The 23,036-nt window shown below is 47.2% G+C and carries 17 protein-coding genes; 6 read left to right on the plus strand and 11 right to left on the minus strand.

Annotation, left to right across the window (positions count from 1 at the left end; genetic code table 11):
* The first annotated feature begins 364 nt into the window (after positions 1-364).
* Together J2T16_RS25120 and J2T16_RS25125 are read left to right on the plus strand one after the other, a co-directional pair.
* On the plus strand, positions 365-1,534 hold the full coding sequence (locus J2T16_RS25120) for a glycoside hydrolase family 27 protein (RefSeq protein ID WP_221788444.1): 1,170 nt from the start codon (positions 365-367) through the stop codon (positions 1,532-1,534).
* Positions 1,535-1,738 (plus strand): hypothetical protein, encoded by a 204-nt coding sequence (locus tag J2T16_RS25125; RefSeq protein WP_090923182.1) that lies wholly within the window; start codon positions 1,535-1,537, stop codon positions 1,736-1,738.
* Here the strand turns inward: J2T16_RS25125 and J2T16_RS25130 are convergent.
* The gene (locus tag J2T16_RS25130) at positions 1,735-2,571 is read right to left on the minus strand and encodes a helix-turn-helix domain-containing protein (RefSeq protein ID WP_312027606.1); all 837 of its coding nucleotides are present in this window, start codon (positions 2,569-2,571) and stop codon (positions 1,735-1,737) included. The genes J2T16_RS25125 and J2T16_RS25130 overlap by 4 nt on opposite strands.
* Positions 2,572-2,769: 198 nt before the next feature.
* On the opposite strand from J2T16_RS25130, the gene J2T16_RS25135 reads away from it, so the two are divergent.
* The gene (locus J2T16_RS25135) at positions 2,770-4,305 is read left to right on the plus strand and encodes a carboxylesterase/lipase family protein (RefSeq protein WP_499019460.1); all 1,536 of its coding nucleotides are present in this window, start codon (positions 2,770-2,772) and stop codon (positions 4,303-4,305) included.
* A 238-nt stretch (positions 4,306-4,543) separates the two neighbouring features.
* Here the strand turns inward: J2T16_RS25135 and J2T16_RS25140 are convergent, their stop codons facing one another.
* Together J2T16_RS25140 and J2T16_RS25145 are read right to left on the minus strand one after the other, a co-directional pair.
* A complete protein-coding gene (locus J2T16_RS25140; RefSeq protein WP_499019462.1) occupies positions 4,544-6,361 on the minus strand; it encodes an ABC transporter ATP-binding protein in 1,818 nt (605 codons plus the stop codon).
* Entirely contained in the window at positions 6,354-8,090 is a 1,737-nt protein-coding gene (locus J2T16_RS25145) for an ABC transporter ATP-binding protein (RefSeq protein ID WP_499019463.1), read from the minus strand. The genes J2T16_RS25140 and J2T16_RS25145 overlap by 8 nt, the downstream gene beginning before the upstream one ends.
* A gap of 131 nt (positions 8,091-8,221) precedes the next feature.
* Here J2T16_RS25145 and J2T16_RS25150 point away from each other — a divergent pair, with 131 nt between their 5' ends.
* The gene (locus J2T16_RS25150) at positions 8,222-9,058 is read left to right on the plus strand and encodes a MerR family transcriptional regulator (protein ID WP_090923194.1); all 837 of its coding nucleotides are present in this window, start codon (positions 8,222-8,224) and stop codon (positions 9,056-9,058) included.
* A 117-nt stretch (positions 9,059-9,175) separates the two neighbouring features.
* Here the strand turns inward: J2T16_RS25150 and J2T16_RS25155 are convergent, their stop codons facing one another.
* The 4 genes from J2T16_RS25155 to J2T16_RS25170 all read right to left on the minus strand — a co-directional run bounded on the left by J2T16_RS25155 (position 9,176) and on the right by J2T16_RS25170 (position 15,404).
* Positions 9,176-9,754 (minus strand): DUF4256 domain-containing protein, encoded by a 579-nt coding sequence (locus J2T16_RS25155; protein WP_253497247.1) that lies wholly within the window; start codon positions 9,752-9,754, stop codon positions 9,176-9,178.
* 75 nt (positions 9,755-9,829) lie between these two features.
* Entirely contained in the window at positions 9,830-13,210 is a 3,381-nt protein-coding gene (locus J2T16_RS25160; protein ID WP_499019464.1) for a HEAT repeat domain-containing protein, read from the minus strand.
* A gap of 177 nt (positions 13,211-13,387) precedes the next feature.
* Entirely contained in the window at positions 13,388-14,713 is a 1,326-nt protein-coding gene (locus tag J2T16_RS25165) for a sensor histidine kinase (RefSeq protein ID WP_221788431.1), read from the minus strand.
* Complete coding sequence (locus J2T16_RS25170; protein ID WP_154960339.1) at positions 14,706-15,404, minus strand: response regulator transcription factor; 699 nt, start codon at positions 15,402-15,404, stop codon at positions 14,706-14,708. The genes J2T16_RS25165 and J2T16_RS25170 overlap by 8 nt, the downstream gene beginning before the upstream one ends.
* Before the next feature lie 159 nt (positions 15,405-15,563).
* Between J2T16_RS25170 and J2T16_RS25175 the strand changes: the two genes are divergently transcribed.
* Both J2T16_RS25175 and J2T16_RS25180 read left to right on the plus strand, forming a co-directional pair.
* On the plus strand, positions 15,564-16,394 hold the full coding sequence (locus tag J2T16_RS25175) for a TVP38/TMEM64 family protein (protein ID WP_499019465.1): 831 nt from the start codon (positions 15,564-15,566) through the stop codon (positions 16,392-16,394).
* 115 nt (positions 16,395-16,509) lie between these two features.
* On the plus strand, positions 16,510-17,118 hold the full coding sequence (locus J2T16_RS25180; RefSeq protein WP_221788429.1) for a GNAT family N-acetyltransferase: 609 nt from the start codon (positions 16,510-16,512) through the stop codon (positions 17,116-17,118).
* A gap of 139 nt (positions 17,119-17,257) precedes the next feature.
* Here J2T16_RS25180 and hemG read toward each other — a convergent pair whose 3' ends face one another.
* The 4 genes from hemG to J2T16_RS25200 all read right to left on the minus strand — a co-directional run bounded on the left by hemG (position 17,258) and on the right by J2T16_RS25200 (position 22,635).
* Positions 17,258-18,814 carry a protoporphyrinogen oxidase gene (gene hemG, locus J2T16_RS25185; RefSeq protein ID WP_308723295.1) on the minus strand — a complete coding sequence of 519 codons (1,557 nt, stop codon included), beginning with the start codon at positions 18,812-18,814 and terminating at the stop codon, positions 17,258-17,260.
* A 24-nt stretch (positions 18,815-18,838) separates the two neighbouring features.
* Positions 18,839-20,029 carry a TIGR04053 family radical SAM/SPASM domain-containing protein gene (locus J2T16_RS25190; protein WP_499019518.1) on the minus strand — a complete coding sequence of 397 codons (1,191 nt, stop codon included), beginning with the start codon at positions 20,027-20,029 and terminating at the stop codon, positions 18,839-18,841.
* Between the two features lie 188 nt (positions 20,030-20,217).
* Positions 20,218-21,378 carry a cobalamin-independent methionine synthase II family protein gene (locus J2T16_RS25195; protein WP_154891652.1) on the minus strand — a complete coding sequence of 387 codons (1,161 nt, stop codon included), beginning with the start codon at positions 21,376-21,378 and terminating at the stop codon, positions 20,218-20,220.
* A 147-nt stretch (positions 21,379-21,525) separates the two neighbouring features.
* Positions 21,526-22,635: a winged helix-turn-helix domain-containing protein gene (locus J2T16_RS25200; protein ID WP_260510831.1), complete on the minus strand. Its 1,110-nt coding sequence runs from the start codon at positions 22,633-22,635 to the stop codon at positions 21,526-21,528.
* Positions 22,636-23,036: the final 401 nt, after the last annotated feature.

The following is a 23,036-nucleotide window of genomic DNA, read 5'->3' on the forward strand; positions in this document are numbered from 1 at the left end:
TTCTGAGAATTATACGGGTTATATTACATAGTGATGGTAATTCAATATTTGTCGCCTTTCGAGATATCGTATTTCACGGTATCTTTATTTTTACTCTTAATGTACACATCCAGATCAGAATTAACAGTGGGACACTAGCTCCCCTCAACATACATTATCTCCTTCCATATACCATTTATTAACCTAAACAACATTTGTCCATGTCCAAGCAACGTCAGGCTATGGTTGAAATGCCCCTTAATCCGTTAAGTTCATGATAGTTATACATGATAATTAATCCCCCTATTTGTAACATGGAGAAGATGGCATTAGGTTTTTTTTAAAAAATTTAGGAATCAGGACAAGGAAGGAAGCGAGTCAGTTCATGAGTATTAACACCAATGCAATGATGGGATTTGCCCCTGCGCTGGGCTGGAATTCATGGAATACGTTTACGTGGGACATCAATGAGCAATTGATTCGGGATGTTGCCGATGTGTTTGTAACGGAAGGATATCGTGACGCCGGGTACGAGTACATTGTCATTGACGATTGCTGGAGCCTGAAGGAGCGGGATGCGGACGGCAATCTGGTCGTAGACCCTGCCAAATTCCCGAGTGGAATGAAGGCGCTTGCAGATTATATTCACGACAAAGGTTTGAAGTTTGGCATGTACTCCTGTGTCGGAACACATACTTGTGCCGGGTATCCAGGCAGCTTCGAGCATGAATTTCAGGATGCGGCATTATTCGCCGAGTGGGGCGTGGATTATTTAAAATATGACTACTGCTTCAAGCCGCGCCATATCTCTGGCGAATTGTTATACAAACGCATGAGTCTTGCGCTCAAAAACTGCGGCCGCGATATTCTTTTCTCCGCCTGCAACTGGGGAGAGGACAATGTCTACGAATGGATTCGTGAATCAGGGGCCCATATGTACCGTTCCACCGGGGATATCCGTGATAACTGGGATTCGGTCAAAGAGCTTGCTCTTTCACAGCTCGGAAAACAAAGCTATACGGGCTCCTTCTGCCACAATGATATGGATATGCTCATCGTTGGTATGTACGGCGGGAGTAACAATGACTTTATCGGTAGCATTGGTGGCTGCAACGATATTGAGTACAAAACCCATTTCTCCCTCTGGTCGATGATGGGTTCACCGCTTATGATTGGGTGTGATGTGCGCAAAGCCAATCAGGTTACCAAAGACATTTTGCTGAACCCCGATCTGCTTGCCATTAATCAGGACGCAGAGGCACGCGGGGCTTACCGCATCAAACCTGAGCCGCAATGGTTCCATACCGATGATGTATTCATGCTGGTGAAGGTGCTTACGGACGGTGATCTAGCGATTGGTTTCTTCAATCTGAGCGACAGCCAGCGCGAACTATCCCTGCAATTTTGGGATATGGGACTGCCTTACGCATCAGGCTACTCCCTGTCTCTCTATGACTGCTGGGAGCACAAGGAACTCGGTGTATTCCGCGAGCGTTATGCTCCCGTCGTAGCGGCCCATGATTGTCTCGTCGTGCGAGCCAAACTGGTGAAATAAATGGCACAAAGCCGGCTGTGCACCAACTGTCAGGTTCCGCTCACTTCCGACGATGTCGGCATCTATCTGAAATTAGTCTCATTAACAGCCCGGCAATTTGTCTGCATCGACTGTCTTGGGGTGAAGCTGAATTGCGGGCGGGAGCCGATTGAGAAGCTCATTCGTTACTTTCGTGAGTCCGGGAACTGTGCACTTTTTCGCTAAACGTTACTTGTAAATGTCTTACTAGTTATTTTTTTCTGGTGCAACATCATATATGCAGATGGCGTGTATGATGTTGCCTTTTTGAATACCCTAGAAAAATAAAGCGGATCATTATATCCTACCGAATATGCTATGGATTGAATGGACAATTGAGATGACTCAAGGAGCTCGCAGGCACGCCGGATACGACATGCCGTTATGTACGTTGACACCGATTCACCTGTAGCTTCCTTGAACTTGCGGAACAGGTAACTTCGCTCCAGATTTACGGCCTGTACAATCTCTGCTACCGTCAAGGATGATTGCCAGTAGTTTTGCTCGATATAAGTTTTCGCCATCCATACCTCATCTCTGGTTTCTGTCTGCTTCTCGCTCGGAAAAAATTCAATGTAATAGGACAGTAACAGCTGCAAACGTGCATCCGCTCTTAATACTTCACTTGGTGATGCACCTGCATTCCAGGCCAAATGAAACCACATCTCCATCGTTTCCGGTGCGGCTGGCAGTACAGGGTGCTTAACCGATAGTTGTGTCAAATCTACGATCCGCCCTGCGTCTCGTCCGTTGAACTCAATCCATACGTACTCCCACGGGTCCGCCGGGTCGGGGTAGTAATAGATTTCTTTTTGCGGAAAAATGATAAAGCTCTCTCCGGCACCCAGCCGATAATGCTGGCCTCCGGTTTCCAATGTACCCTGCCCTCGAATGATGTAGTGTAGCGCATAGACGTCACGTACACCTGGTCCCCACTGATGAAGGTTTACAGGTTTGTGTCCGCCGCTGATAAAAAAAAACTGGCTCGCCCTGCTCCCGTCTCGCCATAATGTGTCCACGTCAGCAACTCCTTTCGTGATCCCAGTCATTATATATCATTATGAGGGGTTATTGGTTTAATTTCGATGCTGGAAACAACGCTTCAAGTTGCTTATGATAGAAACAGAGGGCATATTGCCCAGCAGATTTGTAAGCGCAACCAAACATCTTGGATCGACATACATGAACGATGTTCAATTCAGAGAGGAGAATGTTGTGTGCTTAGAACTGTTACGGTCGAAAATGGTCAAGTTCAGGGACTGCCTGCCGCAGATCCACGTATTACAAGCTTTAAAGGTATTCCGTTCGCCGCGCCCCCTGTAGGCCGGAATCGCTGGCGTGCGCCACAGCCTGCTTCCGATTGGGATGGTGTACTGCAAGCCTTTGATTTTGCACCGACCTCCATGCAGGCACCAACCGTCATTGATGATAATAACATCTATACACGAGAATGGGCGGTTGATCCTGATCTGCCGATGAATGAGGACTGTCTGTATCTAAATGTGTGGACACCTGCCAAACGAACCGATGAGAAACTACCGGTCTTTGTCTGGTACTTTGGTGGGGGGCTCCAAGTCGGTCACACGGCCGAGATGGAATTTGACGGTGAACGTATTGCGCGCAGAGGCATTGTGGTCGTGACCATCAATTACCGCTTGAATGCATTTGGTTTTCTGTGCCATCCAGAAATCAGTGCGGAGTCACCTCACGCACCGGCGAATTTTGGACATCTGGATCAGCAGGCAGGAACAGCCTGGGTGAAGCGTAATATTGCCGCGTTCGGCGGTGACCCGGATCAAATTACAATTGGGGGACAGTCTGCTGGCGGTGGCAGTGTTCTTAGTCAGATGACCTCTCCGCAAAATAAAGGCCTATTTCAGCGAGCTGTCATCATGAGCGGTATTGCAACAGAGTTATATCCAAACGTTCCTGTACCCGCTGTTCGCAGTACGCTGCGAGATGCCGAGCAGAAAGGCGTTGAATTTTTTCGTTTCCTTGGTGTATCTTCTCTGGATGAAGCCAGACAGCTGGATGCCGTCACACTACGGGATAAAATTCTGGAATATCGAAGCTTCTGGGGAACGGTCATTGATGATCAGTTCTGTATAGGTGATCCGTTCACTCGTTTCATGCAACATAAGCGTGAACTTGTTCCCGTCATGCTTGGGCATACGTCCACCGAGTTCTGGACCCGGCCTGCGGTAAACAGTGTGGAGGAACTGAAACAGATGGCTACAGAGCTATTTGACGAGGATGCTCCTTCCTTTTTAGAGCGATGTGAAGCCGATACTGGCGATCTGGATCATGCCTTACAGCTGGCTTCTGTGCGCATGATTGAACATGCGATTCAGCTTGTAATCCGTTCTAATAGCGGTCATCCGTCGGAAACACCGCTCTATTATTATAATTTCGACGCAGACATTCCGGGCTGGGATCAACCAGGCACGTTCCATTCGGTCGATCTGTGGTTCTTTTTTGAAACACTCGCCAAATGCTGGCGTCCTTTCACGGGTAAACATTATGATCTGGCACGCCAGATGTGTAACTATCTCTCGAACTTCATTGCGACAGGTGATCCCAACGGCTTGGACTCCACCGGTAAACCACTTCCCTACTGGATTCCGAGCAGCACCGAGCAGCCGTATCGCATGGAATTTGGTGATCTGGCCCAGCTACAGCGTGCCGTACCGGAACGTGTGCTTGAATTGATCATTGAGCAGTATTTTAAAAAGCAGACTAAACCTGTAGTTTGATGTAGTTGCTGTAAACCACATCGTTCTTGAGCAAACTTCAGAGTATCCGTCCTAAACGCATATCTGCTTCTTCCTTCAGCAAGTATCTGTCCGACAAAAAAGAGCCATGCAATATGCACGGCTCTTTTGGTCTTGTCTATCTTATATTTCGCTATTTTTCTATCTTACCATTTAGCTGTTTACTGTTTTACTGTTTTACTGTTTTACTGTTTTACGAGCACTCTCTGGATCAGTCCCATTAATCCCACTCAAAAGCTCCAGTATACAATTGATAATACGTACCTTTCGCCGCTAACAGCTGTTCATGGTCGCCACGTTCCTTGATCTTACCATGCTCCAGCACCATAATTGCATCGGAATTCCGCACGGTAGACAAACGGTGTGCAATGACAAATACCGTTCTGCCCTGCATCAGATTATCCATCCCCTTCTGAACCAGCGCTTCGGTACGTGTATCGATAGATGAAGTGGCTTCATCCAGAATCATGACCGGCGGACTCGCAATCGCTGCTCTGGCAATCGCTAGCAACTGGCTCTGTCCCTGTGACAGTCCATTGCCGTTACCATCCAGCCGGGTCTCATACCCGTCAGGCAGACGTTCAATAAAACTCGCCGCATACGACAGCTTCGCCGCCTGAATGACCTCATCGTCACTGGCCTCCAGCCTTCCGTAGCGAATATTCTCAGCGACCGTACCCGAGAACAGATGGGTATCCTGCAGTACAATTCCCAAGGAACGCCGCAAATCTGCTTTGCGAATACGCTGAATGTTGATGCCATCATAGATGATCTCACCTTCAGTTATATCGTAGAAACGATTGAGCAGGTTGGCTACAGTAGTCTTGCCTGCACCCGTTGCACCCACGAACGCAAGCTTCTGTCCAGGCTTGGCATATAACGTAATATTCTGGAGCACTTGTTTCTTTCCGCCATACGTAAAACTGACATCCTTAAACTCCACTTTGCCTTTCAGAACAACGCTTGTTCCGTCCTCCAGTTTCCAGACCCATCCGGCCTGATCCTTGTTTTTTTCCAAGGTCACACGGCCTTCATCTGCTTCAAGCTGTTCATCCATCATGTTAAATATCCGCTGAGCCCCTGCAACAGCTACGACAAACATGCTGACCTGCGAGGAGATTTCGGCAATCGGCATTGTGAAATTACGGGATAAACTCAAAAAAGCTGCAATAATCCCCAGACTCAGACCGGCGTTCCAGCCCGATATGGACATAGCTCCGCCCGCAATAGCCACAAGCACGTAGATTAATGTCGACAGATTCTCATTGATTGGCATGAGAATATTCGAATATTTGTTAGCTGTCGCCGAGTCGTCAAACAATTTTTCATTCAGATGTGCGAATTGTTCCATCGCTTTTTGCTCGCGACCAAACACTTGCACTACCTTTTGCCCATGAATGATCTCCTCGATATATCCATCCACAACCCCGATAGACTCCTGTTGCTGAAAAAAATGCTCGGTTGCCTTGGTACCGACGGTTTTGGTAACCCAAAGCATCGCGAGTGCACCTAGCACAACCACGATCGTTAAAGGCACATCAAGAAACAACATCGTACCGAGAACGACCACCACTGTCACGGCAGTGGACAACAGCTGGGGCAATCCATCCGTCAGCATCATGTTCAGCGTATCCACATCGTTCGTGTAATGACTCATAATATCCCCGTGGGCTTTACGGTCAAAATATTTAATCGGCAACTTCTGCATGTGATCGAATAAGCGGTCACGAATCCTCTTCATAATCTGCTGTGAGACGGTAATCATCAGCCGTTTCGAGACAAATGTACTGATGACTCCAGCAGCATAGATCACAGCCAGAATGATTAAAGCCTGTAACAAGGCATCAAATACTGGATTTTGATTTCCAAGTAGCGGCGTAATAAAGTCGTCGATCAGCAATCGCAGAAAGGCCGCTGAAGCAACAGAGACGGCAGAACTCACCAGCACCAGGATCAGCGCTAGTGTCGTTCTGAATTTGTAATACTTAAAGTAGGTTAGCAGACGTTTTATCGTCCGGCCATATTGAATGTTATCCATCCAGTGCTTCACCGCCTTTCGTCTGTGTATAATAAGCCTCTTGATAAATTGTATTTCGACCCAGCAGTTCCTCATGGGTTCCGATATCTACCATCTTGCCTTCATCCAGCACGACAATCTGATCGGCATCTTCCACAGATGCAATACGCTGGGCAATGATAATTTTAGTTGTATCCGGTATGCTTTCTTTGAAAATGTTGCGAATTAACGCGTCGGTCCGTGTATCTACCGCGCTGGTAGAGTCATCCAGAATCAGAATCTTCGGTTTTTTGAGCAAAGCTCTGGCAATACACAGTCTCTGCTTCTGACCTCCCGAAACGTTCGTACCGCCTTGTGCCAAATGAGTGTCATATCCATCCGGAAACGTGGAAATAAACTCATGTGCCTGCGCTGCTTTGCACGCTTCGATCAACTCTTCATCGGTAGCATGTTCATTGCCCCAACGCAGATTCTCCTTAATCGTGCCTTCAAACAGGACGTTTTTTTGCAATACCATCGCGACCTGGCTGCGAAGCAAACTTAGATCGTACTCCTTCACATTGACACCACTGACAAGCACTTCACCCTCACTGGCATCATATAGACGTGGAATCAACTGTACCAAGGTAGATTTTGCACTGCCCGCAGCTCCAATAATACCAATCGTCTGTCCCGAAGAAACTTGCAGATTGATGCCAGACAGGGCATAATTCTCGGCTTTGCCTGAGTAACGGAAGGACACATTGCGGAATTCGATCTCCCCGTTGTGTAGCTCTGTAACGGGTGACTCCGGACTGGTAATGTCCGGCTGTTCACTTAACAGGTCATTAATCCTTCCCGCCGAAGCCCGAGCAATGGCAACCATGATGACAACAATACCCAGCGTCATCAAACTCATTAGAATTTGCATGGAATACGCGAATACACTCGTAAGCTCCCCGGTAGTCATGTTTCCGCCCACAACCAGTTTGGCTCCAATCCATGAGATCATCAGCATCACGGCATACATCACAATTTGCATCAATGGAAGTTCATACGACAGAATGCGTTCTGCCTTAGCCATCTGTGCAAATATTCGCTGGGATACGACCTGAAACTTGGATACCTCACGCTCTTCTCGCACATAGGATTTCACAACCCGGATACCGCGTACGTTTTCCTGCACAACTTTATTGAGATCATCGTAACTGTCAAAGGCACGCTCAAATATCGGAAAAGAATACTTCATGATAATCATCATGCCAATTGCCAGCACGGGTATAACAATCACGAACCATGTAGCGATGGACGGGCTGATACGATACGTCATAATCGTTGCAAAAATCATCATGACCGGGCTGCGGAAGGCAATCCGGATAATCATCAGAAATGCATTTTGCACATGCGTAATATCCGTAGTCAGCCTGGTGACGATCCCTGAGGTCGAGAATTTATCCATATTGGAGTACGACAGCTGCTGCATATGACGGAACAGGTCATAACGCAAGTTTTTTCCGAACCCCGACATCGCAATCGCAGAATGCTTACCCGCCAGCGCTCCAAAGACCAGAGACACCAGGGCAAACAACACCAGAATCAAGCCATACTTGGTCACCTGATTCATCTGGCCCCCCGTGATCCCCTGGTCGATCAATTCAGCCATAAACAGCGGAATAATGACTTCCATGGCCACTTCACCTAGCAAAAACAAGGGCGTCAGCCACGTATCCTTTTTATATTCGCGTACACTTTGCAGTAATTTCCTGACCATAAGCATTCTCCTCATCTAAAAATAAACACCCTGATCTGCGATCTAAAGGTAGATCGGCGGTCAGAACAGCTGTATTATAAACTGTATAGCAACTATACAGTCAATCCATTATTTTCGACCTGGAGGTACTTATGCATTCCAATGAAATGTTGTCCATTAGCGCTTTTTCCAAGCTGTCCGAGGTTTCGCGCAAAACCCTCATTTACTACGACCGCATTGGTCTGTTCAAGCCTGCCTATGTTGCAGATAACGGTTATCGCTATTACAGCCACAGCCAGTTTGAAACAATCGGCGTTATTCATATTTTCAAAGAGCTTGGCATGTCCCTGGAGGAAATTCAGCAACATCTCGGTGAGCGTTCTCCAGAAACGACTCTTCAACTTTTGCGCAAACAGGAGGAGAATCTACAGTTGCAGATTGCCAAACTGACTCAGGCCAAACAAATGATTATTCAACGTGCGGAAAATATAGAGCAATCCATGCACCTCGACACCAGCCAAATGCATGTCATCTGGCAACCTGAAACCCCCTTGCTGCTGAGCCGCCGTATCTACTCATCCAAAAAGGAGTTCCCTGAGGAACTTTGGGAGGATTTTCGAGTACGTTTGAACAAGGAACATGCCCCGCTCGGTTATCCCGGCGGCGTCATCATTCCTAAAGCGGATCTGCTACGCAAGGATGGAGATATGATCTCCCATATGTACAGCTATATGACAACAGAGCATCATGAACAGGCGTATATGCCGGAGGGATATTATCTTGTTTCTTATGCCAGAGCCGACTATGGAGATACCGAGAGGTTTTTTCCGCAAATCTTTGATCATATAGAGAAGAAACAGTATGTCATTAAGGGTGATGCTTACGAGGATTACATGCAGGATGAGATTGTGCTGCAACATGCGGAAGATTATCTGGTTCGGGTTATGGTGCATATTGAGGAGCCAAATGACAAAGGAGATATAGCTTAACTTAACTAGGCTTAATTTAAATCAAAAAGAGGAACAATTCGCAACCTGCCGAATCGTTCCTCTCTATCCCTGTTGGGACTGCCCATTTCATCTAATATAATCCAATCTATATTTCATTTACACCCTTAACAAACCACGGAAACCTCTTGCAGCGTAATAGGACTCTGCCCCGTTATGGTACATAAACACGGTATCGTAACGGCGGTCGCAAAAAATGGCTCCACCCCGCTGTCTAATATGTTCAGGTGTCACCACCCAGCTGGATGTTTTCAGATCAAAGTTCCCCAGTTGCTGAAGTTCACGATACTGGGTCTCATCCAAAAGCTCAATGCCCATCTCGATGCACATTTGAACAGCGCTATGCTTAGGTTTGTTCTCTTTGCGTGCATCCAGTGCAGCCTGATCATAACATACACTACGGCGACCCTTGGGACTCTCTGGTGAACAGTCTATAAAGATATATTCACTTGTCTCACTGTCCAACTCCACAACATCCGGTTCGCCGCCCGTCTTCTCCATCTCGTGCAGTGACCATAGTTTGTCCGGGTTTGCTTCCAGTTTAGCCTCTACGTTAGCCCATTCCAGATCGGAATGACGACTCATATTCTTTTCAAAACGGGTCTTTAATGCCTTGAACAATTCATCACGTTGTTCCGGTGACAGATCTTTTTCATTTTCAATGGAGTTCATGGTCATCCTCATTCTCCCCCGGTTCATTAGCATATAGTGGCAGCGCACTTATTCTACTCGATTGTAGTGAAAACTATGATGTTATTCAAGTATTGTCCAACTGTCCAACGCCAGCAGACGAACCGCTTCTTGTTCATGCTGTCGGTAAGCTCTTAAGCAATTGCGGCAATCCTGATTCCATAGTAAATCCTCACCAGCGACCTTGAGCAAAGATAGTCCAATCCAGGAAGAAGCAATATCCGTCCGCGTTCTCAACACATCTACGATGTGGAGTAGCTGCTCCGGTTTCCAATATCCTTTCCCATCAAGCACCGTACGCTTAATCTGCCGATCGACCGATTCAAGTACATACGGATGCGCATTAGCGATATCAATAACAGGATACAACTGAAGTAGCGCCTGATCCGGCTGGCTCCAATCCATTGCAGCCAGGTGCAGACGAATCGCCGTGAGCTTCAGCGATTCATGATGCTGAAGAGTCCTGATAATGGATGCATATAATGGAGCAAGTCGCCTTTTCACCGATATAGAACCCGAGACAAGCTGATCAATTAACTCCAGCAAACGTTGACGATGAGGTAAATCCCGCTCTCTACCTGCGTTCCAGTCGTCCTGGGCCTCCACTTCAGCCAACTGCCGGATGACTTGTACGACCTCATCATTCACTTTCCCGTCCCTGCTAACCGTGACCAAGGCAAGAATCGCGGCTTTCCAGCGCGTACCATCCTGTAGATCGATTAGTGCTTTGCCAGCACATTGTGAAATGACCTCTGCACTTACATGTCCCCAGCGTGACATCGCATGAAAGGCTTCCATCGATACCATCGGGTCATCATGCCCCGCAATTTCGGTAATCCACTGTAAATATCGCAGTCGCGCTTCCACCGGAAGTTCATCCGGACGCTGATTCAGCAAACTGCGCGCGATGTCTCGATCCGAAGAGGACGCCATGATACTCATCATTGTCCAGCTTCGCTCATCGTCCAGACATTGTCTGGCCGCATGACCAATGGCAATAATGACATCCTTGTGCCGCTTCGGCTTCTCAAATTCACGGATGAGTAAGGTCACACTTTCACTACTTTTATAAGTTCCCAGCAACCGAACCGCTTCTTTCCGCACCGTAATCTTGAGTTTTTCCCGGTCCAACAGGCTCGAAAGCATGGACGTGAGCAACACCGGGTTCACCCTGCGTGCGCACCTCGGAATGGAGTACATCGCTACTCGTGCACGATCTCCATCCAGATTATTTAACAACACAGGTAGGGCGTCTTCCGGTTCCTCCGTTAACGAAAAAGCATGCAGGGCAGCCTCCACGATATGTACTTCCGGATCAGTTAGTAGCTTCTCTAGCAATGGATTCGAACGATAATCCGGCATACCCGCCAAACTCCGCATCGCATTTGCACGCTCATAGAAGTTTCGCTTGTTGTCTTGTGCCACTCGGTCAAGTAGCGAAGCCAGCGCTTGTTGCTGACGAGGCAACCAGCGATAAAAGCCATGATATGCTGGAACCAGATAGATGGTTTTCCCCGTTAAATGCTTGCCTTTGAGGACTTTGCCAGAGATAAACGGATCTAGCCACTCCTGACGTTTCCGGTGTAAATGCTCAAACACTTCATAAAATGAGATGAATGTCGGATCAAGATCCAGCAGCTCCCTAACCCGTTTATCCCTGGTCTTGTAGGGAGCGAGCCAGTACCTGACGGCTTGAGCCGCTGACTTTTTACTCTTCACCAATTCCTCGAGCAGGTCGTGCAGTTTGGGCAGTCGATCAATCGCTTTGCCAAATGCACTAGCCATCTGTAGAACGACGTAGTCACTCTCCCGCTTGTTCGCTTCTACACCTATAGCATAGATCTCATCAAATAAGGTTTCGAGTGCGGCCTGCGGCAGACTGTTCCACTCTCTGGAAAATAACATAAACTGCCCATCACGCATCGCCATGCGCTTGATCGCTCTAAGCGCAAATTGGAACAAGCGACGCCCAGGTTCACTTGCATGCTCCAGCAGCATGTCAAAAGCCAATTGCTCGACTCCCGTTCTGGTTCCATACGAAGTATCTCTGGCCTCAATGACTCTGTCCACCAGGATCGTCAGATGTGGCACATGCTCTTCCTTAAACAACGTGACCGGACATCTCGATAGTTCTGTCATTACCATAAAACGTACCGGGTCCTGATCGTTTTTCACTCTCGTCAGGAACCGTAACGTGTCCTCCATCCCACTACGGGACAGAGCCGTGCTTTGAATCAGCCGGGAACAAGCCATAGCACGCTCATCCGCGTTCGATACCTGAACAGCCTGCTCCAGCGTCTCTCTAACTTGTGCAATCAGACGACGTGTTGTCATTTCGAACGTTCTGCCCCGGTCTTCCCGGACTTCTCGCAGGGTGAGCATGCGAACCGCTTCTTTGTCGCGTAACTGATGCGGCAGTACATCGAGCAGGGCCATAGGGAACATTCGATTCGTTCGCTCCTGCACCGGGTACGCTGCATCAAATAACGCTTCACGGCTTGAAGGCGCGAGCGTATCCAGCACCTTTGCCACTTGAAAAGGAGCTTCGGCAAGCATAGTCACCAGTGCAGTCCATTGTGCAGTGGTGAAGTATCTTCTCTTTTTCAACACACCCGCCGGAACTCCGTTATTCAGCAGATATGCCCTTGTCTCCTGCCTCGCGAGCAGTTCAAATACTTGCTCAGGGCTGGTCCGAATCAGGATACCCAGTTGATTCTTAATCACAGGATGAATCTGTTCTTTTGGACCATAAGACAATGCATATTCCAGGACTGCTGCTGGTCTCAATATACTCAGCTTCTCTACTGCCGTGCCCATCTCATACCACACACTGGACCTGTCGCTCTCCGATACTTGATTCAAGGCATTTTCTAAGTAAGCAGCGACCAGGTCCGGGTTCCGGGTTGTTATGGTTCGCCAATTATCAATTGCATATCCAAGCTGTGGCAATCGTGTGCGAACCGTTGCTTCACCACACATGGATAGCAGGAAAATAGCGTCATCTGCGCCCCAACGTTCCAATACGACCGGCAACAGCCGTTCTGCCCAGTCCTGTCTGGTATACTTCACAATGCTCCGCAACAGTTGTTGACGACAATGGTGCGACATCGAAACGATCTCGGTTTCAATGTCATAACCCGGATCAGTGACCACCTCTGCGAGCATCCGGGCAGCCCGGCCCCTGACCCCAGCCTTGGGATGATTTAACGCATGTATAACAGCTTGTGCATCCTTTACCGCGCCAGCTCCGGTTAACGCCAGATGTGCCTCGTACGCTGTCCCGCTGTCCAGTAGCTCAATCAGAAGCATAGCGTAATCTTTCGCGCCCACAGCCAGATGATGCCGTCCCAGTCGTGCAATCTCTTTCATTCGGTTCGAATAACCAAGCGAGTCCAGTTCTTCTAAAACTCGAGTTTTACTCAGTGGAGTATGATTGTTCTTCATGAAGCCTCTCCCCTCAATCACATTGTGTTCCTTACTTTTAAATCATTTTCATTTACACTTTTTCCCCTTTTGCTACTCTCTTATATAACCCTTCCTAACACTTGGAAGTTACATCGAATAATCAAAAATGTATTATTTCTGCCTAGGGCGTGTCTTGAAACCATACGACTTCCGATCTCATTTACTGAGAATAACGGGCAATTCGATCTGTAGGATAAATGTTTCCTCTTGCTCAGATATCTTCAATGTTCCGTTATGCTGTTCGATGATTTTCTGGCAACTGACGAGTCCGATCTCGTTACTGTCCTTCGTTTTATCCACAGGTTTAATCCGGTTCCGAGCGGTCATGATTAAAGTGTGTTGCTCGATAGATAAATCGATATCCACTGGATGAGAACGATCCGCATATTTCTTTATATTCGAGAAAATATTATCAAACACACGACGGATCGCTACAAGATTCAACTCGATCAAAAAGGCCTGTTCCCCGTATTTCTGCTTCAACTCAACATCGAAATTTTCCATTAAGGCCAGTTGCTCATCCAGAAGCTGATCAAGCAACTCTCGCCCATCATAGATTTCGGATTCCACATCCTCTTCCTCTGATGCAGAAGAGACCGTGAAGTACTCAAACAGCTTATCTGATAGAATCTTGATCTGATACGCCTTCTCTCGGCTATTGTGAATATACTGGTGCAGATCCTCCTGTGTCTTGTATTTACCCAGTTCAATGATGTCCATGTATCCAAGCAGAATCGTGAGCGGTGTGCGCAAATCATGAGAAATCGCCGTAATCAACTCTCGATTCGCACTTCTCACCCTCTCCTCGCTACCGAGCCGTTCCACAAAAGATTTTCGCATCTCGTCGATACTCCATGCCAGCGATGACAGCTCGTCTTTACCAGACACCGTAATCTTATAATCCAGATTGCCGCCTTCCAGTATTTTGATCTCCCGCTCAAGCTTGCCAATATAGGATATTTTCCGATTAATCATGAGCAAGAATGCAACAATAAACACAATCAAAGCTGCGAATACCGTCAAAATCAAAAGCAAGTTATAGTACTGATATTCATAGAAACCAACCAAATAAATCTGAGCCGGCTGATCTGCAAACTGGACGGTTGTAATCGGTGTTCTGGACGGTAAGAACTGAGTTATTAGCTCTTTATTTATCGCAGGATCCGCTTCCGTGTTGGATGCATAAATCAATTTATCCTGTTCAAATATGAATAGCTCCAAGTACCGCTCCCCACGAATCCATTCCGAGAGTCTCTGATGATCCTGCGTGGACAAGTGCTCACTGCTTACCATGGTCTGGAATCGTTTCAGCGCATCCTGCTGCCTGTTTTCGATAAACGTCGATTTGCTGAGATAACTGTCCAGTGCCGTCTCACCAACCACCTGCAAGACGATGAATGTACCTACGGCAACGAACAGCGAGAGAATAATGGCAAGTACCAGCTTGAGCTTCAGTTTTTTTCCGATGAGCAGTTTATTCAATTTTGTACCCCTTCCCCCAAACGGTCTGCACATATTTAGGATGCTGCGGGTCGTCTTCCAGCTTGTTTCTCAAATTCCGAATGTGAACCATTACCGTGTTATTACAAGTATAAAAATAAGGCTGCTGCCACACGCTCTCATAGATATTTTCGGCTGAGAAAACCTTTCTTCGTTTGGACGCCAAGAGCAACAGAATCTGATACTCAATTTCCGTCAGCGAGATTTCTTTCTCACCGATATACACCGATTTGGCATCCTTGTGAATGGTCAGATCCTTCACCGCAATGTTCTCAGCCTCTTCGATCTTCTCCTTGCCCCGGTAGACATAATATCGGCGAAGCAGCGCTTTGACCCTTGCCACCAGTTCGGTATACGAGAATGGCTTGGACAAAAAGTCATCGCTCCCCGACGAAAAGGCTAGTTGTTTATCCGAATCCTGTGTTTTTGCTGTCAGGAACAGGATCGGCGCACTCGTTTTTTCACGAATCTCCAGACATGCCTTCAGTCCAGACTTATTGGGCATCATCATATCCAGAATAATAAGATCTGTCTCTTCCGTTACTTTATCTACCGCATCTTGGCCGTCGACGGCTTCAATGACTTCGTAGCTTTCACTTTCTAGCAAAATCTTCACGATCTCACGAATCTCACTATTGTCATCTGCAATTAAAATCTGCTTGTTGTTGTTCATTCGAAATCCCTCCGTTCATTCCAGTATAGTCTGCGTGTTTTAACAGAGCCAGCGGATCAGGATCGCCTTAAGAATTCTTAAGAAGTTAAGTAGGTATCTCTTCATGATTTCGTTTTATACTGTTAATAGTCAAAGTAATTAAAAAAGGAGTCCTCAGCTATGCCGCAAACTTCAAAACGTATCGTGATGAAAGTACTGCTGGGTCTGATCGCTGTCGTATCCACGGCTCTACTGATCTATTATGCACCAGCTATCATTAAAATCATGTCGTCGATGGATAATTTCAGAGCTTATATTCATTCAACGGGACACTGGGGCCCGATCATGTTTATTTTATTTCAAATTCTACAGATCGTCGTTGCGCCTATTCCCGGAGAGGTCGTACAGATTGCCGGTGGATATATCTACGGTACTGCACTCGGCTCCTTCTATACTACGGTCGGTCTGATCATAGGATCAGCGATCGCATTCTATTTCACCCGTTTTATCGGTCGTGACTTTGTATCGCGCCTGCTACGGAAGCAAAATATGAAATGGATGTCATTCATGCATGATGAGCGAAAATTTGCTGCCTTTTTGTTTATCTTTTTCCTCGTTCCCGGGTTGCCCAAAGACATGCTCGTCTTTGTCGCTGCGCTGACATCCATCAGCTCTTTACGCTTCTTCACTATTCTGCTGATTGGACGTTTGCCCTGGATTATCGCTTCGGCCGTGGTAGGTTCCAACCTTCATATGCAACAATATACCATTGCCATCATCATATCGGTTATTGCTGTCGTTGGATTTATATTCGGATACATCTACAAGGACAAATTAATGAATCTGTTCTCCAAAGCGGATAAAACGAATCCGACAATTAAGAATATGGAGAACAATGAAGATAGTGAGATCAAGGAGATAAACGAGACAAAGGGACTCAACACGACGTTAAAAACAAAAACTGCGCCTGCTTTAGTTAAGCCGAGAGACTTGGCACCGAAAAAAGGATAAAGATGACAGAAGAGTTGAATATGTACGATGCCATCACACACACAACAAAACACGAAATACGGAATATGGATTAGATATGCATGATCTATTTCCGTCATCATTGGAGGAACCATATATGCAAAACATTGTAACGGATCGATTGATTTTACGTAATTTTGCCGCAACGGATGCGGCCGGATTGCTCGAGTATACCGCGAATCCACGAGTGAACTGCTTTATGGATCACCAGCTGTCAACACTTGAGGAAGCAATCGCTGAGGTAGAGAAACGAAGCAAGGACGACTCCCATATCGCCGTCTGTCTAAAAGACAGCAATGAGATCATTGGAGAATTGTTTGGGATGACAGAGGGCCATGATCCAGATTCAGATTCAGATTCGGACTCGAAATCGAATTCAGACTCAAAATCAGACCCAGATACGTATAGTGTCGGCTGGAATTTTAACGGGAGGTTTGAGGGAAAAGGATACGCCAGCGAGAGTGCTCGTGCCTTCATGGAATACCTCTTTATGGAGCAGGGAATTCGGAGAATTTACGCTTACGTGGAAGACGATAACTTCCGGTCTCAGAAGCTATGTGAGAAACTCGGCATGCGCAGGGAAGGTCTGTTCCTTGAGTTTATTTCTTTTGTGAAAAATGAAGACGGCACGCCGAAATACGAGAATACGTATCAATATGCGATATTAAAAAAAGAATGGCTGGCGCAGCAGGCTACTGCGAAATAGCGTGATCCAAATCCCCGGATCGTGTGTATATATTCCTTGAGCCGATCATTACAGCGTAAGTAAATTCAGCGCCCTGCCAATAAAAAAAGCGGCAGCTTCCCCCGATTGAATTTCGGGACAGGCTGCCGCTTCTTTATGTTTATCTAGTTCCCAACAACGTGCCAATGACTTTCTCCGCCATAGCCTTGCCCTGAGAGATACAATCCGGAACGCCAATTCCGCGGTAACCTCCGCCACCAACGTACACTCCAGGCATAACATCTTCCAGTAACTTCTCAACCTCTGCGATTCGTTTTAGATGCCCGACTTGATATTGGGGCATGGATAACGGTAATCGGTTGATCTCTGTAAAAACAGGCTCTGCGGAGATCCCCATGGTATCCTGTAATTCGCGGCGTACTTCAGCAATGATTTCTTCATCGGTAAGCTGATGACTCATCGGTTCACGGCCGTATTTCCCCACATATGCTCGCAAAAGAATGTGACCTTTCGGCGCTGTATGCTCCCACTTAGATGATGTCCAGGTGCAGGCTGTAATTTTGCGTTCTTCCTTGCGCGGTACAACAAAGCCGGATGCATTCAGGGAAACACCCACATCCTGCTCGCGATAAGCAAGTACGACGTTCATCACCGAAGCATACGGGATCGCACGCAGGTGTTCTGTAATCGCCTCATGCTCATGTGCAAGCATATCCGCTGCTGCATACGCTGGAGTCGCAATCACTACCGCATCCGCCGCAAGCGTCGTTCCATTGTTAAACTGAACCGTATAACGTATAGTGTCTTTTCCTTGCTCTTGTTCTGCTTTCGACACACGGGAAATTTCCGTGTTCCTGATCAAATGCGCTGTGGAAGAAAGTGTCTGTTCAAGTTGCGTTACCACACCTTCCAGTCCGCCCCGTGCACTCAAAAACATGCTTCGAGTGGCCGTGCCCGATGGTTTTGATGCGGGTTTGGGAGCTGGACGGGTTGCCGATATAGTTGTAGGTTGTGACGTAGACTCCGTTGTGGTTTGAGCCGTAGGCTTGACTGTTTGCTTCGGGGCGCGGCTTTTTCTCACACCCAGCATGCCCACGATCAGGCTACGGTGTTTTTGCTCCGTTTCCTGTAGCATTGGAAACGTTGCTTGTACACTCAGTCCGTCCGCATTGCCAGCATATATGCCTGCCAAGAGCGGCTCGGCGATCTGCTCCAGTACTTCATCGCCAAGGCGTCTGCGTAGCAGTTGCCCCAGGGACTCATCCTCCCTGCTCGACCTCCGCGGCAAAACAAGATCTGCCGCTGCTCGCACCTTGCCCCGAAGGGACAATAAACGAGTTGTTACGAAGGGTTTCCACTTCGTAGGCACACCGAGCATAAAGCCATCCGGGATCGGATGCAGTTTATTACGATAGGCGATATAGCTATGCGACACCCCTGGACGCGTACCAACGAGTTCTTCACCCATACCGAGCTCCTGCATAAGCTCAATGATGGAGGTTTTCCGTGCGAGAAAAGAATCGGGCCCCCGTTCGATCACGAATCCATCCCTTTTACCGGTGTGCACATGTCCACCGAATCGATCATTTTTTTCAACAATAATAAGTTCTGCTGCAACATCATTCGCTCTGCAAAACTGTTCGATATAATAAGCTGCGCTCAATCCGGTAATGCCACCGCCAGCGATGACAACTTGTTTCGTGCGTTGATTATCCATGCTACACTTCCCGCCATATAAACTTTAACGCAGCGCCGCCGGGATATAGGCACAGGAAGGATCACTGGCCATATAATCTCCCGTCATTGCGTACGCTCTTGCTCTGGAGCCACCACACATCGTTTTGTACTCGCAGACTGCACATTTTCCGTTCAATTTCGACTTATCCCGTAAGGTCTGCATCACCGGTGAATTCCGGTACACCTCAATTAGCGACTCATTCTTCACATTACCGCACACCACGGGCAAGAAACCGCTAGGATAGACGTCCCCCGTGTGACTGATAAACACAAACCCGTCCCCATCATTGACCCCTTGCGGTGCACGTCCCAGCATATCTTTGCGTTTGGCGAGACCCTTGGTAAGATCTGCATGATTTCCTGCGCTCTGCTCGGATTGAAGTTCTAAGCCTTGCTTGGAGTTCTGCTCTGAGGCCTGTTCTGCTCCTGCTGTCCGTTGCTGTATCATTACTCGTCTGTAGTGAGGCGCCTCCGTTGATTTCACACCGTAAGGCATCTCATGAGCAAGCTGCACCATCCACTTCATGACCTGTTCATGCTCTTCCGCTGTGATCATATCTTTCTCCTGAGCTCTGCCTGTCGGAATGAGGAAAAACAGACTCCACAGCACAACGCCCATCTCTTTCACCTTACGGCTGATGGCCTCCAGATCGTGGAGGTTATAACGGGAAACGGTCGTGTTGATTTGAATCGGAATGGCTGCTTCCTGCAAAAATCGAATGCCCCTCATCGTCATATCATAAGAACCTCTGGTTCCGCGAAAATGATCATGGATCTCGGCCGTTGACCCATCCAGACTAAACGCCCAGCGGGATAAACCGACTTCCTTCGCTTGCATAATTGCCGCTTGAGTGACCTTCGGGGTGGCACTAGGCGTCATGGACACGGGTAGCCCCTTCTCCCGAATCGCATACTCCGCCAGTTCAAACAGATCTGGCCGCATTAGCGGGTCACCCCCCGTGAAAACAAATAATGGTTGTTCCTGCATAGCGGCAATATCATCTATCAGCCTTTTTCCCTGTTCGGTGGTCAGTTGACGTGGATCAGCCCGATACTGGGCCTCTGCCCGGCAATGCACACATTTCAGCGTACATGCCCGGGTCACTTCCCAGATCACGATGAACGGATATTGGGTATAATCACGTGGCTTCATCTGCGGCCTTAACTGCTGCATTTGCCCCTTGATCTGTGGCATCGTCATCCATTCTCCCCCTATCTACATGCCATTAAGTGTAGAGCAGATGTCGGGTCAGGAAAGTGAGAAGAATCACAAAACGGACATAACGATCACACGGCAACGAATCAGTTAAAATAAAAAGGCGACCTCTCCCGAATCCTGCTCGGAAAAGATCGCCCTATGAAAATATCTATATGTTATAGAAATTAGTTGCCCCAGTATTGCTTCGCAATTTGCTGACCCTGATGAATCTTCGCCCACTGCTGGGCTTCGCTCAGTTCGTTCCCGCCATCACAGGAGGCAAAACCACATTGGTGAGACAGCAGTAGCCTATCTTTGTCAATGATCTTGGAGGCTTCGTCCAGCAGACGAACCACGCGCTCCTCATCATCGAGCGTACTTGTTTTGGAGGACAGCAGACCCAGTACAATTTCTGTATCCGGTCTGTCTTTGAACACTTCCAGCGCTTCGATGGAACCCGCACGATCATCATCCCACTCCAGGAAGAAACGATCATACTTCAATTGCTTCAGGAACAGATTCGCAATCTTCACATACGATCCGCCGCCCATGTTACGGGAGTCATAGTTGCCGCGGCAGTTATGTGTCCACATTTTCAGACCCAGACTATGACCGAAGTCAATGACCGTATTGTTGATATCAATAAACTCCGTGGCGAGACCCTGTACTTCCTCTTGATTAATATGCTCTCCGGTAAAAGGCGAGTTCGGATTGTCATCGGCAAACAGCTCCCAGAGACAGTCATCCATTTGCAGAATTTTACCACCCGCAGTTGCAAACTCCTGCACAAATTCCTTATAAGCACTTACCAAGCCGGCTTTCAGCTCCTGTGTATTCTGGTATACGGCATCCTTGCCCCCAATGTTGTCCGACCACGATAATTCACCGAAAATATGGGACGGCGATGGAATGCAGAGTTTGGTCTGCTGGTCACCCGCTTGGTCTTGTAACTGCTTGAACAGTTGAATGAAATGATGATTCTTGCCGCTCAGTTGCCCCGTAATACGCAGCCCGATATCTTTACGTGTTTCATATTTAGAAGTGCCGTCCACATCCCGGAAAAAGTACCCATGATCCGCAATATACCGCTCCACTCCGCCAAATCCCCACACAAAATCGAGATGCCACATCGATTTGGAAAATTCGCCGTCCGTGATAACAGACAAGTCGTTCTCGATCTCTTTTTGGATCACTTGTTCAATCGCTTTCGTCTCACATTGCTGGTATCCTTGAAAGTTTTCATAGAATGGATACTGGATATCATCCCGGTGTTCAATCTGTGTTTTATATGTCAGCAGCTCTTCCGGCCGCAATAAACTGCCTACGATCTGGAACTTGTCAGTCATGTAAATAACCCCCTCGTTGTATATGATTATCATATCACGCGGAGCGGGGTTAGAAGAGATACCAAAAAAGTATGACTGGTTATAGCTTCAGGCTATAACAACTGGGGAACAAACACATGTATGCTCTTCAATTTTGATGTTTAGTTTTTAGTCTTTTCCCTCTATTGAAATCGTCTCACAGTCATTGAATATTGCAAACCGCTCGAAACATTCCTTCACCACGGCTACAAGTTCTTCGGTTGGCTGCATGTCTTTTTCGTACCAGACATGTTTAACAACAAGCCTTCCAGATTTCCGTTCCACGATAATCTCGGCTCTCCCAATGAACCGGTCTCCATACAGTAAAGGCAACACATAATAACCAAATTTCCGTTTGAGAGCTGGCGTATAGATCTCCCATTTATAGTCGAACTCAAACAATGCATAAATAAGCTTTCTATCCCACATTAAATTATCCAGTGGAGCAATTAATTCGCAACGCTCTTGTAACTCCGGATTTTGCAGTATGTGTTCAATCATAGGTAAGTCTTCTGTCCGGCAGTATAAACGTTCCTTGAGTTGTTCTACCTCAACAGCAATAATGCGATCTTCCAGCAATAGCTCATGAAAAGCCCTGTTCCGCTGCTCTGTCTTTAACCCCCATATATTAAGCCAGGCATCGGATGCACGATTCCACAGTAAACCAACCGCACCGATTCGGCGCAATACTCTCCACTTGTGATGATCTAATTCGTTCAATAACGGTTCCGGAGCGTGCAATAAATCAGATTGTATGTGCTTCTCAGCCAGATCATAATATTTACGTGTTCCTTTTTTATGATGGATAACCAGTTCACCTGTCGAATACATCTGCTCCAACACCGAGCGCGAAACATTGTTCCCACTACTCCAGTGAATGGCTGAACGCCAAGTGAAATCTCCTTCTAGTTGCAATGCATTTAATTCATTCGAACTTACCGGACCAACTTGCTGTATATAATCCCGTACTTGCCTTGTGAGCGTCTCCATCTGGGGATAGCTTTCGGCATGCTGTCTGGCCGCTTGTCTGTACCGTTCGAAATAAGGCCAGTCCTCAATAGATATTATAGCGAGATTCTTATCGGGATAATCCATCAGTAATCGATCTTCATACAATAACTCTTCAAGCATGTTCTTGCTAAATCCACGAATGCGTGACTGCAATACTAACTCGGCATTTTTTCCACAGATATCGATAGGATCATATTGAAGGCAACCAACCTGTCTTGTAAATTCCATGACCCCTGACTTTAAGACATATTGATGCTCCCCCAATAACCCATGCTTTAACAATAAAAACCGCCTGGCTTGCCGTCTGGTTAATTGTATCATTGGACGTATTCACCCCTTAACAAGTTCAACCACAGTAATCCCCCGAATATGTATAAAATATAGTATTAACAAAACGTATGTTCTTATTATATCTTATCTTTGTTGAAGTATAAAAACAATATGTAGTACAAAATACTTTGTTCTAAACCGCTCTACATTACATTCTCTACCCTTTGAGCTTGCCGATGATAACCTTTGGTTGGCTAAGTTACAGCGTTGCGGTCTGATAAACACAAGTAGACCGCCCCTTACAAAGGTCGCGGTCTACTTGGTCGTGTATGCTCTTGTTTGAAGTCCACCGCTCTTAG

Source organism: Paenibacillus intestini (genome assembly GCF_030803945.1).
Taxonomy (GTDB): domain Bacteria; phylum Bacillota; class Bacilli; order Paenibacillales; family Paenibacillaceae; genus Paenibacillus; species Paenibacillus polysaccharolyticus.